The 15,192-nt window shown below is 69.4% G+C and carries 17 protein-coding genes; 2 read left to right on the top strand and 15 right to left on the bottom strand.

The window, feature by feature from the left end; genetic code table 11:
- The first annotated feature begins 67 nt into the window (after positions 1 to 67).
- Positions 68 to 910 carry an aminotransferase class IV gene (locus JW876_07115; GenBank protein MBN1885272.1) on the top strand — a complete coding sequence of 281 codons (843 nt, stop codon included), beginning with the start codon at positions 68 to 70 and terminating at the stop codon, positions 908 to 910.
- 40 nt (positions 911 to 950) lie between these two features.
- On the opposite strand, the gene JW876_07110 is transcribed toward JW876_07115, so the two are convergent.
- From JW876_07110 to JW876_07060, 11 genes are all read right to left on the bottom strand, one after another.
- Entirely contained in the window at positions 951 to 2,789 is a 1,839-nt protein-coding gene (locus JW876_07110; protein MBN1885271.1) for an alkaline phosphatase, read from the bottom strand.
- Positions 2,786 to 3,127, bottom strand: coding sequence for a hypothetical protein (locus JW876_07105; GenBank protein MBN1885270.1), 342 nt, complete (start codon positions 3,125 to 3,127; stop codon positions 2,786 to 2,788). The genes JW876_07110 and JW876_07105 overlap by 4 nt, the downstream gene beginning before the upstream one ends.
- A gap of 82 nt (positions 3,128 to 3,209) precedes the next feature.
- Positions 3,210 to 3,944 (bottom strand): SagB/ThcOx family dehydrogenase, encoded by a 735-nt coding sequence (locus tag JW876_07100; protein MBN1885269.1) that lies wholly within the window; start codon positions 3,942 to 3,944, stop codon positions 3,210 to 3,212.
- A 145-nt stretch (positions 3,945 to 4,089) separates the two neighbouring features.
- A complete protein-coding gene (locus JW876_07095) occupies positions 4,090 to 6,015 on the bottom strand; it encodes a PAS domain S-box protein (GenBank protein MBN1885268.1) in 1,926 nt (641 codons plus the stop codon).
- A complete protein-coding gene (locus JW876_07090; GenBank protein MBN1885267.1) occupies positions 6,012 to 6,488 on the bottom strand; it encodes an LOG family protein in 477 nt (158 codons plus the stop codon). The genes JW876_07095 and JW876_07090 overlap by 4 nt, the downstream gene beginning before the upstream one ends.
- Before the next feature lie 23 nt (positions 6,489 to 6,511).
- Positions 6,512 to 6,961, bottom strand: coding sequence for a GNAT family acetyltransferase (locus JW876_07085; GenBank protein MBN1885266.1), 450 nt, complete (start codon positions 6,959 to 6,961; stop codon positions 6,512 to 6,514).
- Between the two features lie 8 nt (positions 6,962 to 6,969).
- On the bottom strand, positions 6,970 to 7,500 hold the full coding sequence (locus tag JW876_07080) for a GNAT family N-acetyltransferase (protein ID MBN1885265.1): 531 nt from the start codon (positions 7,498 to 7,500) through the stop codon (positions 6,970 to 6,972).
- A 126-nt stretch (positions 7,501 to 7,626) separates the two neighbouring features.
- On the bottom strand, positions 7,627 to 8,154 hold the full coding sequence (locus JW876_07075; GenBank protein ID MBN1885264.1) for a hypothetical protein: 528 nt from the start codon (positions 8,152 to 8,154) through the stop codon (positions 7,627 to 7,629).
- On the bottom strand, positions 8,151 to 8,954 hold the full coding sequence (locus tag JW876_07070) for a hypothetical protein (GenBank protein ID MBN1885263.1): 804 nt from the start codon (positions 8,952 to 8,954) through the stop codon (positions 8,151 to 8,153). The genes JW876_07075 and JW876_07070 overlap by 4 nt, the downstream gene beginning before the upstream one ends.
- A gap of 8 nt (positions 8,955 to 8,962) precedes the next feature.
- Positions 8,963 to 9,286, bottom strand: a complete 324-nt coding sequence (locus JW876_07065) for a hypothetical protein (GenBank protein MBN1885262.1) — start codon at positions 9,284 to 9,286, stop codon at positions 8,963 to 8,965.
- Between the two features lie 24 nt (positions 9,287 to 9,310).
- Entirely contained in the window at positions 9,311 to 9,931 is a 621-nt protein-coding gene (locus JW876_07060; GenBank protein MBN1885261.1) for a hypothetical protein, read from the bottom strand.
- Between the two features lie 221 nt (positions 9,932 to 10,152).
- Between JW876_07060 and JW876_07055 the strand changes: the two genes are divergently transcribed.
- On the top strand, positions 10,153 to 11,202 hold the full coding sequence (locus JW876_07055; protein MBN1885260.1) for an OmpA family protein: 1,050 nt from the start codon (positions 10,153 to 10,155) through the stop codon (positions 11,200 to 11,202).
- A gap of 131 nt (positions 11,203 to 11,333) precedes the next feature.
- Here JW876_07055 and JW876_07050 read toward each other — a convergent pair whose 3' ends face one another.
- From JW876_07050 to JW876_07035, 4 genes are all read right to left on the bottom strand, one after another.
- Positions 11,334 to 11,972, bottom strand: a complete 639-nt coding sequence (locus tag JW876_07050) for an SIMPL domain-containing protein (GenBank protein MBN1885259.1) — start codon at positions 11,970 to 11,972, stop codon at positions 11,334 to 11,336.
- 35 nt (positions 11,973 to 12,007) lie between these two features.
- On the bottom strand, positions 12,008 to 12,454 hold the full coding sequence (locus JW876_07045) for a CGGC domain-containing protein (GenBank protein ID MBN1885258.1): 447 nt from the start codon (positions 12,452 to 12,454) through the stop codon (positions 12,008 to 12,010).
- Positions 12,455 to 12,504: 50 nt separating this feature from the next.
- Positions 12,505 to 13,866 carry a phenylacetate--CoA ligase family protein gene (locus tag JW876_07040; GenBank protein MBN1885257.1) on the bottom strand — a complete coding sequence of 454 codons (1,362 nt, stop codon included), beginning with the start codon at positions 13,864 to 13,866 and terminating at the stop codon, positions 12,505 to 12,507.
- Between the two features lie 116 nt (positions 13,867 to 13,982).
- The gene (locus JW876_07035) at positions 13,983 to 15,182 is read right to left on the bottom strand and encodes a polysaccharide deacetylase family protein (protein ID MBN1885256.1); all 1,200 of its coding nucleotides are present in this window, start codon (positions 15,180 to 15,182) and stop codon (positions 13,983 to 13,985) included.
- Positions 15,183 to 15,192 lie beyond the last annotated feature (10 nt).

Raw genomic sequence — 15,192 nt, 5'->3', positions numbered from 1 at the left:
TCCCGCGCGCCCGGCGTTGTAGAGTGGAGGTCGCCGCCGGACCCGGCGGCGGAAGGGAGACGGTTCAGTGATCGTCTATCTCGACGGCCGGTACCTCGACCGCGACGAGGCGTGCATCTCACCCGACGACCGGGGATTCGTCCTCGGCGACGGTGTCTACGAGGTGATCCGCTTCTACGGCGGCCGGCCTTTCGCCCTGGCCGAGCATCTCGATCGGCTCGCCCGTTCGATCGGCGAGATCCGCATCGAGGGGGTCGACGCCGCCGCGCTCGGTTCGGTCGCCCGGCGACTCGTCGAGGAGAACGGTCTCGGGGACGCCGTCGTCTACATCCAGGTCACCCGCGGCGCGGCCGAGCGCGTCCACCGTTTCCCGGGTGGCGGCGCGCGGCCCACCGTCTGGGGGTCGGCAGCCCCCTTCGACGGCTACCGCGAGGAACGAAAGCATGGCGCGGCGGTCGTCACCCTCCCCGACATCCGGTGGGGACGCTGCGACATCAAGACGACCTCGCTCCTCCCCAACGTCCTCGCCAGCGAGGAGGCGACGCGGCGCGGCGCGATCGAGGCGATCCTCGTCCGCGACGGCGTCGTCACCGAGGGCGCCAGCTCCACGCTCTGCGCCGTCGACGGCAACCGTCTCCTCACGCATCCCGAGGGGCCGCGCATCCTCTCGAGCGTCACGCGGTCCATCGTCCTTCGCCTGTGCGGAGAGCTCGGCGTCGAGGTCGTCGAGAAAGCGGTGGCGGCCGGGAGCCTCGCCGGGATGGACGAGGCGCTTCTCCTCTCGACGACGAAGGAGATCCTCCCGGTCGTCCAGGTCGACGGCCTCCCCGTCTCGGGCGGTGTCCCCGGACCGGTCACACGCCGCCTGCAGGAGGCGTTCACCGCCCTGACGCGCGGCGGCGGCAACTGATCCACCCCCCGCCGCGACAGGCCGGAACCGCGGCGAAGGTTCAGGGGCGAAAACAGACCAGTTCGAGCAGGATCCGCCCGATCTCCGCGTTGTCCCTGATCCCGCTGAACCGCCCGCATCCCGGCCCCTCGGCGAAGATCGGAACCATCGTCGCGGTGTGGTCTCCCGTGGTGAATCCCCCGATCGGCGTCGATCCCGTCGCCGGCTCGAGGCCGTGGACGGCGAATCCCCCCGTCTCGTGGTCGGCGGTGACGACGACGAGCGTCGAACCGTCCCTCGCGGCGAAATCGAGGGCGACTCCCACCGCGCCGTCGAAATCCAGGGTCTCGGCGACGATCCCGCCGGTATAGTTCTCGTGGGCCTCCCAGTCGATCTGCGAGCCCTCGACCATGAGGACGAAGCCGTTCCCCATGCGGGAGAGGCGCGCGAGGGCCGCCCCGGTGAGAACGGCGAGGGAGGCGGGACGATCGGCGGCGACGGGGGGATGCGCGGGCGCGTAGAGGCAGGTGACCGGCCCCGTTCCCGCCGGATCGAGATCCTCGACCCGGGAGAGGACGGGCATCCGCCGCCCGAGCAGGGCGAGCAGGTCGCGCCGATCGCCGCGCCGGCACCCCCCCGCGGCCTCGGGAAGGAAGAAATCGCGGCCGCCGCCGATCAGGACGTCGACGCCGCCCGCCGCGATCTGGGCGGCGATCCCCTCGTAATCCCGCCGGCTCAGGGCGTGGGCGAGGAAGACGGCCGGCGTCGCGTGCGTGACGGCGCAGGTGACGACCACGCCGGTCGCCATCCCGCGGCTCTCGGCCGCCTCCATCAGCGTTTCGAGCGTGTCCCCCGCCGGGGAGATCGAGACGGCGCCCACGACCGTCTTGACGCCGGTCGCCAGGGCGGTGCCGCCCGCCGCCGAGTCGGTGACGAGGTTGCCGTGCGCATCGGTCGTCATGAGCCCGCCGACGGACAACCGGCCGAGATTGAGCGGGCCGTGCGCCGTCCAGGCCGCCGTGACGGCCCCCGCGCCCATCCCGTCCCCGATGAGAAAGATGATGTTCCGGGGGATCGCCGGAGCGTCTCCCGCCGCCGCGGCCGCCGGCGAACCGGCGGCGAGCAGGAGGAGGATCAGGGCCGCGGCCGCTCCGCGCCTGACGCGCAGGACGACCGTGCCGGCGATCCGGTCGTGGACGGCCTGGCGGTTCGGGTGCCAGAAGGCCTCGAGGAAACCGAGCGAGAGCGACGAGGCGCTCGCCGCGTATCCGGCGGCCCGTCCGAAGGCGTCCATGAACCGCAGCGGGCGGCCGTCGAGCCGCGCGACCTGCATCCCGAAGAGCGCCTTCCCCGGCGTCCGGCCGCGGAACGCCCAGGAGAGGACGGTGAAGTAGACGATGAACGCGGTGAAGCCGCTCAGGAAGGGGCCGAAGGAGCCGAAGAGGACGTCGGAGCGGATGCGGAACATCCTCTGTTCCGTGTCGAAGACTGACGGCCTGCCCGTCACCATCTCGATGACAACCGAGACGTCGTTCTCCTGCACCCAGCGATTGACGGCGGCGGCGTCTCCCTCCTCGACCGCGCCGCGGATCTCCGGGGGGACCGCCTCGGGGCTGGCCTCGCCGACGACGCGCAGCAGTTCGAGGTGGAAACCGGCCGAATCGGCCGCGGCGCGTCCGCCGGTGACGCCGGCGATGGCGGCCCGCCGCAACGCCGGGTGGCGCGCCCCCGAAATGACGGCGGCGACGGCGACGAGCACGACGAACGCGATGGCGAAATCGACGGCGATCGCGGCCCCGCGGCGCCAGGGCGAGGCGAGCGCCCGCCCGAGGAGCGAGGGATCGACCTGCATCGGCTCGTCGGTCACGACCCGGCGGCGTTCAACCTCTCTTCCCCTCATCGCGCGACCTCCCCGCGTCCGGCGACGGCGAGCATGTCCGGGATGCGGGGTTGTTTGCCCCGCGTCGCGATCAGGTGGACGTGCATCGAGCCCCAGGCGGCCGGCCCCGCGATCAGCAGCCAGCAGGCGAGGGTGAACATCTTCCAGTGGAAGCCGAAGAACCCGCCCCGGTCGGAGAATTGTCCCGCCCGGGAGATCGGCGCCGTCAGTATCGTGGCGATGACCGTTGCGAGACGCAGCTCGAGAAAGGAGCGTTTCACCGATTCCCGGCCGTTGCCGTCGCAGGAGCCGGCGCGGGATTCGATCGCCGGGACCTTCGTGGTCGTCGTGTCGTTCATCGTTCCCTCCCGTGAAATCCGTCTGTCCCGGCCGCCGCGGGGTGGAGCGGGACGGTGCTTTCCCGGACTGCCCGGCGTCCTCCTATCGCTCGATCCTGCCGACGGGCGCGAGATAGACGGCGAACTCCTCGTCGCCGTCGACGCCGATGAAACGGTCGAGGCCCTCCTGGTCGTAGCCGAGGATCGCGCAGGTCCCGCCCCCGATCGACTCGGTTGCCAGGTAGAGATTCTGGCAGATGTGCCCCGCCTCCATCAGTATGTCCCGGTGGGCGACGAAGGAATACCGCCATTCGGTCCGGTACGGGACCGCCGCCCAGATGAAGACGGCGGCTCCCTCGCCGACGAACCGCTGCCCGCGGCAGATATCGGCCATCTCGTCGACCGGCCGATCGACGTCGCGGAGGAAGAGGAGTCGGTGCTCGACGGCGAGGTAGCGGTAGAGCCCGGGCGGAATGCCGTCCACGCGGTTGACGAGCAGGTAGGTCTCGAAGGGGTGCCGGGCGCCCCCCGACGGGACGGTCCGGTAGTGCCGCCTGACGGTTCCGTCCTCGCCGCGCACGATCCGCGAGATCCCCTGGGTCGACCAGAGCAGGTAGCTCAGCTCCTCGCGGGTGAGCGCCCCGTCGGTGAAGGAGCGCCGCGAACGTCGTCGCCCGATCGCCTCTTGCAACGGCATGACGCCCGAGACGAGGGAATCGGCGTCGACGAGATCGACGAGGACGGCGTCGGGCGGCCAGGGCTTCTCGATCGGTGGCGCGGGAAGCCCCTTCTCCTGGTCGGATTCGTGGCCGCTCCAGTCGCCCGTCCATCCCTTCATGAAGACATGGCGCTGGGCGCGGGAGATCTCGTGGAGTCCGCGGACGCGCCCGTCCTCCCCGGGCGGTTTGGCCGTGCAGGCAACCGCCAATGCCAGCAGCGCGCAGGCGATCGACGTGAATCTCATGAAGGCTCCCTTCCGTTGCTCACGAAAACTCCCGTCCGTTCGTTCCCGCGTCGAGAACGCCGCGCACGGCGCGGGCGAGCCCGTCCGCCATGAAGGGCTTCTGGAGAAAGGCCGCCCCGGGCCCGGCGAGATCCTCCGCCGAGATGATCTCCTCGGTATAGCCCGACATGAAGAGGACGCGGAGCCCCTCGACCTCCCCGCGCAGGCGCTCGAAGAGCTCGCGGCCGTTCATGACCGGCATCACGACGTCGGTGACGAGGAGTCGCAGCCGGTCGCGGTGCTCGGCGGCGAGCCTGACGGCCTCCCCGGCATCCCGGGCGGTGAGCACGGTGTAACCGAACGACTCGAGCGCGTGGACCACGAGCTTGCGCACGGACAGCTCGTCCTCGGCGACGAGAACGGTCTCCGTGCCGCGCGGGATCTCGCCGTCCCCGGCTCGTTCCGCCTCGTTTTCCGCCGCCCGATCGACAATCGGCAGGATGATCGTGAAGGTCGCCCCCCGCCCCGGTTCGCTCTCGACGCGGACGACGCCGCCGTGCTGTTTCACGATCCCGTAGACGATCGCCAGTCCCAGACCCGTCCCCTTCTCCCGCTCCTTGGTGGTGAAGAAGGGATCGAAGATCTTGCCGTGCAGCTCCTCAGGAATCCCCTGTCCGGTATCCGAGACGGCGATGGAGACGTAGGATCCGGGCGGCAACCCGGCCCCGCCGTTCCTTTCCCCCTCCCCGATTCGTAGATCCGCCGTCCTGATCGTGATCCGCCCGCCTGCCGGCGTGGCGTCGCGCGCGTTGATGACGAGGTTGATGAGCGCGTGATCGAGCTGCGTCGGGTCGGTCTCGACGAGTCCGCGCTCGCTCGCGAGGTCGGTGACGAGCTCGATGTCCTCCCGGATCATCCGCTCGAGCATTTTCCGGAGATCCCCGACGAGATGGTTGACGTCGACGACGCGGACCTCGAAGAGCTGTCTGCGGCTGAAGGCCATGAGTTGCCGGGTGAGCTTCGCCGCGCGTTCCCCCGCGTCACGGATGTCGCGGACCGTCTCGGCGTCGGGCTCCCGGATCTCCCCGCTCGCGAGGAGAAACTCCGCTCCCCCGATGATCGCCGTCAAAAGATTGTTGAAGTCGTGCGCCACGCCCCCGGCGAGGCGTCCGATCGCCTCCATCTTCTGGGCCTGCTGGAGCTGTTCGCGGAGCCGCATGCGCTCGTTGATGTTCCGCGCCGTGACGACGACGCCGCCGACGGCGGGATCGTCTATGAGGTTGTTGGCGATCGCCTCGAAATGGATATACGACCCGTCGGCGTGCCTGACCCTGAACTCGGTGGGCACGAAGGGATTCGTCCGGTCGTGCACCTCGGCGAGGGCCTCGACGACGCGCGCGCGGTCGTCGGGGTGGACGAGGTCGAGGCCGTTGCTGCCGACGAGCTCGCCGGGACCGTAGCCGAGCATCTTCCACGCCGAGGGCGTCTCGAAGAGGATGATGCTGTCGCGGTCGATGATCCAGACGATGTCGGCGAGATGCTCGAGGAGCGTGTGGAACCGTGCCTCCCCCTCGAGCCGCTCCCGTTCGGCCTCCTTCCGTTCGGTCACGTCCCGAGCGACGGCGTAGATGACGCCCCGTCCCGGCTCGGCGACCGAATTCCACGAGAGCCACCGGTAATCGCCCGTTTTCGTCCGGTAGCGGTTCTCGAAGTCGACGAGCCGCCCCTCGTTCGCCAGCCTCTCGCCCGCCTCGACCGTCGTCTCGCTGTCGTCTGGATGGACGAAGTCCAGCCATTGCCGCGAGAGGAATTCCGTGCCCGGCCAACCGAGCACCCGCTCCCAGGCGGGATTCACGTAGGTGAATCGTCCCTCGAAGGTGGCGATGCACAGCATGTCGAACGCGAGGTCGAAGAGTCGCTCGAGGCGCTCGGCGTGCGTCATGCCGGTCGGTCGGTCGTCGGTCATCCGCGCCTCCCCTCGATCTCGCGGACCGCCTCGACGGCCTGTTCCGGCGTCGCCGCCGTCGTCACGAGCGCGCCGCCGAGTCGCCCGAAGAGTCGCTCGACGTCGGGCGCGGCCCCGAGGAGCACCACGGGACGGCCGTTCTTGACGGCGAGGGCGATCTCGGAGACGGTCCCGGCCCCGCCGTTGCCGCATGCGACCACGGCGTCGCTCGAGAGGACGTTGACGTTGTTGCGCGCGTTGTGCATGTCGGTGCGGACGACGATGTCGACGTGGGGCGGATCAACCTCGCTCGCCGTCGGGAGGATGCCGACGGTGAGGCTTCCCCCGACCGTCTTCGCCCCCTCGTTCACCGCGCCCATGACCCCCGCGTCGCGCCCGCCGGTGAGGACGACCCACCCTTCGCGGGCGAGGAGCGCGCCGAGTTCGCGGGCCGCCGCCAGGGAGGCCCCGTCGGCGCCCTCGGCCGGACCCATCACGCCCACCACGAACCGCCGCGTCATCCTTCCTCTCCCCCCCGTGCGGAAGGCGATTCGTCGTCGACGAGCCGCTTGCCCATGTCCACCAGTTCCTCCACGCGGTACCCGATCGCCTCGTAGAAGGCGACGGTGTCGCGGTTGTTCGCGCGCACCTGCAGGTTGATCTTCGGACAGCCCCGCATCCCGAGCAACCGCTCGGCCTCGGCCATGAGTCGGGCGCCGTACCCGCGTCGGCGCAGCGGCGGATCGACGGCGAGATAGTTTATCCAGCCGCGGTGCCCCTCGTAGCCGGCCATGCAGGTGGCCGCGATCCGGCCGGCCGCCTCGCCGACGAGGAAGAGCTCCGGATCGACCCCGCGCTTGCGCTCGATGTCGCGGCGCGGATCGTTCCACGGCACGACGAGGCCACACCGCTCCCAGAGGGCGACGATCTCTTCCTCGTCCCCCTCCTGGAAGGGCCGGATGAGCAGAACGCCGCTCACGCCGCCTCCTCCCGGAGCCGGGCGAAGACGACGAGGTCGTGGAAGACGCCATCCTTGAAGGCGGCCCTGCGCCGCACCCCCTCGCGAACGAAGCCGCTCTTCTCGAGCACGCGCGCCGAGGCGGGGTTGCCCGCGAAGGTGAAGGCCTCGATCCTTGCGAAGTCGAACGCGAGGAACGACCAGTCGACGAACGCGCGAACCGCCCGCGTCGCGATCCCGCGGTTCCAGAAGGGTTCGCCGACCCAGAAGCCGATTTCCCCGGTGAACCGCTCGATATCGCGTCTCAGGGCGATGCCGATCCCCCCGGCGCAGCGGCCGTCGACCTCGATCGCGAGGTCGGTCTCGGGCCGGGCGCCCGATGCAATCCGCACCCAGGCGAGGGCGTCGCGTCTCGTGTAGGGCTGGGGAAAGGCGTCCCGGAGGAACCGGGCGATCCCCGGATTGTCGGCGTACAGGACGAGGTCGTCGCAGTCGGCCGGCGTGAACGACCGGATACGCACGCGATCGTCGACCGCGATCGAGATCATCGGTCCCTCCCGCTTCGACCGGCGCCCGGATCGTCCGTCACGCCGTTTGCCGCATGTGGAAGCAGCCCCGCCGGGTCGACGAGGCTGCGTTCATCTTCCTCGATTCCCCGCGCAATCGTGGGCGAATCATTCGAGCGATGCAACTCTTTTCTTGATGTCCTGCCAGTCGAATCTGCGCGCCAGTTCATAGCCGTCGTCGATCCCCATCCCCTCGAAGGCGAGGGCGAAGATGGCGGTCTTCCCCTCATCCTCCGTGAAGAGGTGGACGGTGACGTTGCCCCTGCGCTCCTCCTTGTCGAAGACGACGTAGGTCACGAATCCGTCGACCTCGCGCATCTCGAACTTCCCCTCGTCCGTTTCGACGTGCGCCATGCCCGCGGCGGCCGCTCCGCCTCCCATGCCGGCGGCGGCGGCCATGTTGCCGACGAGGATCGTCGCGGTCGCCTCGCGGCCCTCCGCCTCGTAGTGCCGCGTCGCGTGCACGCTCGACATCCCCGGCATGTTCATCTCCATTCCCTCGGGGTCGTCCGCGGTCCAGCCGTCGAGATCGGCGAGGCAGGGATAGAGGCTGGCATATCCCTCTTCCGCCCCGGCGGGGACGGACGCGGCGACGAGCGCGGCGGCGAGGACCGCCGCGGCGAAAGCGTTTCTCATCTCTCCTCCTCTGTTCGTGACACGGGACGTCTCGTTTTCTTTGACCGCGCACGCGGCCGGTCCGACACAGCCGCGGCCCCGAAGACGAGGCATCGGGTGCGCCCGCGGCCCGTGCCCGTCCACTCGACGGCGATCTCCCCCTCGAAGAAAAGACACGTGCCGATGGAGGCCGCGATGTCGCCGGCGAGATCGGTCACGCCCGCCGCGGAGCGGATCGTCGCCGCCTCGACGATGACGCGTCCGCCGGGCCTGAGGAGGCGGGATGCGCCCGCGTAGACGCCGCACAGATCGGCGATGTACGCCTCGTACCCGCGGGGCGGTTCCTCCAACCCGCCGAGGGGGCTCGTCGCCTCGCACCGCTCCATGAAGGGCGGCGAGGAGAGGCAGAGGTCGATCGCCGGGAACGCGTGCCCGGCGCCGCCGGACGAGTTGGGCGCGGCGGAGCGGGCGCGCGTTGCGGCGGGACGGCGCCCGGGCGGATTGCCCGTCTCCGCGAGAACGCGTCGCGCGTCGGCGGTGAGAAGCCGGGCCGGCACGGCGAGCAGCCGCCGCGCCCGATCGGCCCGCCCCGGATCGCGCTCGATCCCCCACCCCTCGCGCCCCATCCGCCCGGCGACGACGAGCGTCGTCCCCTCGCCGGCGAAGGGATCGAGGACGACCCCGCCCGGAGCGGTGAAGCGATCGATGAGATACTCGAGGAGAGCCGGCGCCGACACGTCATCGCCGTCGGGAACGAGGATGCCGTCCCGCCCGGCCGCCGGATCGAGGATGACGATCTCCCGCTTCGAGCTCATCGTCACGGGAACCCTCACTTCTGCCAGACCGCGTAGCCGCGGCGCCGGAGGATGCGCGCAAGCTCGATCTCCATCTCGGCGGCCTCGCGGTACCGGAGGGCGTCGTACTCCTCGTAGAGTCCGGGGAGGAGCCGGAGACCGTAGTCGAGCACGTAGCGGTTGGCCTTGTGGCCGGCCTTGTGGTTCTCGAAGCGCGTCTTTGGATCGAGCCCCGTCATGCCGACGTAGACGCAGGGTTTCGCCGGATCGCGGCTTGTGTTGGCCTCGCGGAACCGCTTCTCCTCGAGCACGGCCGGATCGAGTTCGACGACGTAGACGCGATGATGGGGCCTGGACATCGACGCCTCCCGGAGGCGCGCCGCTCAGGGGGCGCGCAGCACGACGGGAACGACCGTCGTGTAACAGGTCTCGAAGGGATCGCCGGTGAACGCGAACTCGATCACCGCCGCGCCGGGGTCGCCCGGAACGCGGTACCAGCCGAGCACCGAGGCGGCCCGGTCGCAGTATCCCGTGACGTCGAAGGTCGCCTTCATCCCGTCGGCCGTCAAAACCACGCGCGTCTCGTATCGCGGCACCGTGCCGCCCATGCAGAAGCTCTCGTGCGCCGCCTCGAGGAGAACCTCCACCGCCATCTCCCACCGCGACGGGGAGAAGGGAACGAGGGGCTCGAGAGTGCGCCGGAACGCCTCGATCGACCGACGGATCAGCGGCAGATCCTTCTCGGCGGTGTCGGCGTCCCACAACGGCACTTCTTCCCAGGCGGGCAGCCCCGCCGCATCGGGGTCGAAGCCGCGCACGCGCAGCGCCGGCCGCTCGCCGTATGGCGGATCGTTGAGGTAGAAGACGCGCCCCGTCGCCCGGTCGACGCCAAGCAGGCGGATCGTCGTCGGCCCGCCGACCGTCGCGCGCAGGGACGCGGCGACGGCCGCGACGAGCAGAACGGAAAGGCATATCGACACGGGAAGCCGATGCCGGCGGATCATGCGCGCACTCCCTCCCCGGCCCCCCGCGAGCCGGCGAACCCATCATACCGCAGTTCGCCGCTTCCCTCCACGGAAATCCCCCCGGCCTCGCGGCCGGGGCCACGGTGGCTTCCGGCAAATAATTGTTGTCGATTATGCCGCATGTTGCTATAAGGGCAGGGAGCGGCTGGATCCGTTCCCGACATCCAGCAAAAGACAACCCGAACCCGAGGAGGATGCGCATGCGCAGACTGTTCCTCATAGTGCTCGTCGCCATCGTCGCGGTGACGCTCGTCGCGTCAGGCGCCGAGGCGGGCAAAAAGGACAAGACCACCGCGGTGAAGCGGACCGACAGCAAGGCCCTCTGCTGGATCGTCACCCCCTGGCCCTTCCGCGGCGCCTGCGCCGCGAAGGACACCGACGGCGACGGCGTGACCGACGACAGGGACCGTTGCCCCGGCACGCCGATGGGCGCCGAGGTCGATTGCACGGGCTGTCCGATCGACACGGACGGCGACGGCGTATACGACGGCCTCGACAAGTGCCCGAAATCACCGAAGGGCGCGAAGGTCGACATGAACGGCTGCTGCCTCGACGGCGACGGCGACGGCGTCCCCGACGGCATCGACAAGTGTCCGAAATCGCCGAAGGGCGCGAAGGTCGACGCGAAGGGCTGCTGCCTCGACGCGGACGGCGACGGCGTCCCCGACGGCATCGACACCTGCCCCGGCACCCCGAAGGGCGCGAAGGTCGACGCGAACGGCTGCCCGAAGGATTCGGACGGCGACGGCGTTTTCGACGGCATCGACATGTGCCCCGGCTCGCCGAAGGGCGCGAAAGTCAACGAGAAGGGGTGCCCCGTCGAGGTGACGCCGATGGAACGGGAACTCTTCGACACCGGAACGATCTGCGCGCAGACCGTCACCTTCAAGACGAACAAGAGCGAGCTCACCGACGAGGCGAAGAAGGTCCTCGACGAGATCGGCGCGATCCTCATGCAGTACCCGGAGATCCGCGTCGAGATCGGCGGGCACACCGACGCGGCCGGTCCCGAGGCCTTCAACCAGACTCTTTCCGAGAAACGCGCGAAGTCGGTCCTCGCCTACCTCAAGGCGAAGTACCCGAAGCTCGCCGCGGGGATCGCGGCGACGAAGGGCTACGGCGAGAGCAAGCCGATCGCAGACAACGGCACCGCCGCGGGACGGGCGAAGAACCGCCGCGTGGAGTTCAAGGTGCTGAACATGGAAGACTTCAAGTGCAAGATGAAGGAGCGCGGCTACGAGGTCAAGTAGGACCGGCCGCTTCCGTTCGGATACGACGACGCCCGGGACGCATCACGCGCCCCGGGCGTTTTGCCATTCGCGGCCGGGCGTCCCGGTTTCCCCGCGCGGCCGGATAGCGTTTCACCGGATGCCCCGGCCTTCTAGAGCAGTTCCCAGACGATCTCCACCGTGTCGCTCGAGGAGACGTCCGCCGGCTCGAGATCGGGGGCGATCATCGCGTCGCTCGACATGCAGGCGTTCATCGAGTAGCGCAGCGAGGTGAAGGAGACCTCCGACCAGCTGTGCGAGATGTGGCGGATCGAGCCGAGAGTCCGCCCCGCCGCGGCGGCGATGACGTTCGCCTTCTCCCGCGCGTCGGCCACGGCCGCCTCGAGAACGCGTTTCTCGATCCCCGCCTGGTCGCTGGCCTCGAAGTGGATCCTGATCTCCGCGTCGGCGCTCGAACGGATCGCCGCCGTGAAGACCTCGTTCAGCGCCTTCCTCTCCATCGGGATCGTGAGGCGGAGATTGTGCGAGGCCTCGAACCCCACGAAGACCCGCTCCTTGTCCTCGTAGACGAAGCGCGAATCGACGGAGAAGGAGGTCGTCTTGAGGGCCTCGCGTTCGACGCCGAGCGCGCCGAGCTCGTTCCGCAGGCTCGCGACCCGCTCGTTCAGGATCCGGACGCTCTCGGCGTAGTCCCGGTCGAATCCCTCGATCTCGAAGCCGAGAACGACGCGGTCGGGCTTCTCCTCGACGGTCCCGCGGCCCCTGACGACGATATCCGGCTGGTTCTGCATGTATCCCCTCCATCGGCGCCCCGCGGGCGCCGCGTTCAGTCGTAGCTCTTCCGCGTCGGCGCGTCGGCCATGGCGGGCGCGGTGAGCTTTTTCCACCTGTCGGACGCCCACGTGCCGAGATGCGTGTGCATGTCGAGGTACTTCTTCGGGATCGGGTGCGTGCCGACGACCACCTTCACGTCGAAGCGCTTCTCGAGGAAGGCCGCGAAGGTGTCGATGTACGGGCAGGGCGGATAGCCGACGACGAGGCCCGTCGCCAGGTGGATCACCTCGGCGCCGTTCTTCACCATCTCCTCGCCGGCGTACTCGATGTTGCCCCCCGGGCAGCCGTCGCAGGTCGTGTAGCCGACGAGCTCGATATCGACGTCGTGGTAGATGCTGAAGGCGCCCTCCCGCTCCCGCATCGCCCGGAAGCACTTCCCTCCCGCGCACCGGCGGTACCGGTCGCAGATGATGATCCCGATCCTCGTCTTCCCGCTCATCGCGTCTCCTTCCGCTCTCCAGGGTGAACACGTCTTCCCGTCCGTGCCTCTCAAAGGGGCCGGGAGACGATGAACCTCGATTTGCCCGCCCCGGTCAGGGGGATGTCGTCGACGATCTCGAAGACGACGGCGAGATCCTCGCCGCATCCCTCCGCGATCTTCGCCCGGAGCGTCCCCTCGTGCGCCTTTTCCCAGCCCGGACCGGGAACGATCCTGAAGACGATCCGCCCCGGGGACGCCTGTTCGATCTGGAACCGCCGTATGCCGGGAACGGCCCGCGACAGCCACGTCCAGAAGAACCCCCCCACCTTCTTCCCCGACGGCGTCGAGATGGCATCGAAGGTGCGGCCCTCGATCTTCTCGATGAGCGGGTATCCCCGCCCGCACGGGCAGGCCCTGTCAGTTTTCACGGCGAGGTCGCCGGTCCGGTAACGGATGAAAGGCATGTAGAGGTTGGAGAAATCCGTGACGACGAGCTCGCCGGTCTCCCCCGCCGCGCACGGCTCGCCGTTTTCCCGGACGATCTCGGCGCAGAAGAGATCGATGAAGACGTGCAGCCCCGCGTGCCGATCGCACTCGGCGGCGACGTTGGCGAACTCCCTGCTCCCGTACCGGTCGAACACCCTGCACCGGAAGACCCGCTCGACGATCTCGCGCTGGTGCGGGTAGAGCCGTTCGCCGCTGGTGACGACGGCCCCGAGATCGTACGCCGGCGGCCCCGTCCGCTCGTACCAGTCGGCGAAGAGGGCGACGGCCGAGGGATAGGCGACCATGTACGCGGGCCGGAAGCGGCGCAACCTGGCGTCGTGGCGGCGCATCCCCTCCTCCGACAGGTCGAAGGTCGAGAGGGGCAGGACGTTGTTGAGGTAGTTCTTCGCGGCGGCGGCGAACCGCTCCGCCGGGGACCGGTTCAGGGAGAATCCCCACAGGAGCACCTGGCGGTCCCCGATGTCGATCCCCGCCCACCGGTAGGCGCGGATCGTGTTCGCGCGGCGCCCGGGCCCGGCGCCGTGGTCGTTGAAGAAGAAGAGCGGTTCGCCCGTCGAGCCGCCCGTGCTCGACCGGTATCCCTTCCTCGACGGATCGGTGGTGACGAGCCGGGTTGCCTCGGCGCGGACGATTTCCTTCGTGAGGAAGGGGAGGAGGGCGAGCTCCGCCGGGCCACGCACGTCCCCGGGACGCAGTTTCGCCCGGTCCATGGCATCCCGGTAATAGGGGACGTGCGCGTAGGCCGCGGCCAGCGTCTCGCGTATCCTCCGCGCCTGGATCTCCTCGAGCTCTTCCAGCGGGAGATGCTCCCTGCGCTCGAGCTCGGCGAGATCGGCGAGGAGACCGTCCCGTCTGATCGCCCGGTACGCGGGGTAGATGATTTTTCCGACCAGGGCGGCCGGCAGCGGAGGCAGCATGTCCACGATCCTGTCGTTGCCCGTCGCGGCGACGCGCCGAAACGTCCCGTCACTGTAGCGGATCGAGACGCCTCATCCAACATCATTCTGGCGCCCGGCCGTCATGCCGGATCCCCGCTTCGTCAATCGCGCCCGAGCAGGAAATGCCGGAGGAGGAACGCGATCTTGTAGCTACGCATCCGCCACACCGCTCCGGGCACGCCGTTGAACTCGTCGAGGATGGCGGTGAAGAATCCCGGATCCGTGCGGGCCACGCGTACACCCCGCCACTGCCAGGGCGTTCCGCACCCCGTCCTGTTCGTCTCGCTGGGCTTCTGGCCGTAGAGGTTCCTTCTCGTCCTGTCGTGGAAGTGGGTGGTCGTCGCGAGGTAGCCCGCCTCCCCGGCCAGTTCGAGCGTCCGGGGGCTGCGCCCGCCCCCCGGCCAGCAGAGAAAGTCGATGTGCTTCCCGATCCCCGCCTCGAGGATCCGCTTCGACTCGGTCAGCTCGAAGAGGATCCGATCGTCGAATTCCTCTTCGGTCTCCAGCCGGCCGCCCGCTTCCCGCTTTCGCGCGATCGCGTCGAGACGCTCGCGCCAGTCCGGGCGCTCGAAGAACCGGGCTCCCCCCTCGCCCTCGACGAAGGAGACGAGGCGCTTTTCCAGCGATCCGTCGGGGAACCATCTCTTCCCCGCGAGCGATTTCCTGTGCTCGAAGACCGGCGTGCCCCAGGGGACCGTCTCCTCGAGCCGCTCGGTCATGTACGCGAATTTCCTTTCGGGATGACGGTTCCAGCCGAGCCACGGCTTCGGGGCATAGCCATCCACGCCGGCGGGCCGGTGGTAATCGACGATCCGCGGACCGCACGGATACCACGTGTGGGTCTTGGCGTGGCCCTGCACCTCCATCACGCCGCTCTCCTCCAGCCGCCGCATCTCGGCGAAGGAGAGGAAGCCCTCGACGGGCAGGTCCTCCTCGCGGACGCGCCCCGCCCACGCGTCGTCGAGCGTCGGCCGCGGCGAGCCGGCGGGATCGACGAAGTCGCTCGTCATGTAGACGACGGCGCGGTGGCCGTACTTCGCGAGGATCGGGGCGGCGAAGACCCAGTTGTCGAGGTAGCCGTCGTCGAAGGTGAGAACGACCGGCTTCGGCGGCAGCGGCTCGTTCCGGGCGAGGTGCGCGTACAGGTCGCCCAGGAAGATCGTCGTCCACCCCTCCTCTTTCAGGCGCCTCATCTGGCCGTCGAACACGTCGGCCCGAACGAGGAGGTGGTTCCAGGCCCACCCGGGCTTCTCGGGGCCGACCCCGTGGTACATCACGACCGGTACGCCTCGAGGTTCCATGCATGTTCCC

The organism is Candidatus Krumholzibacteriota bacterium, from assembly GCA_016931295.1.
Classification (GTDB): Bacteria; Krumholzibacteriota; Krumholzibacteriia; order Krumholzibacteriales; family Krumholzibacteriaceae; genus JAFGEZ01.
The sequence above is the reverse complement of the archived record's forward strand: the minus strand, read 5'-3'. Positions and strand labels throughout refer to the sequence as shown.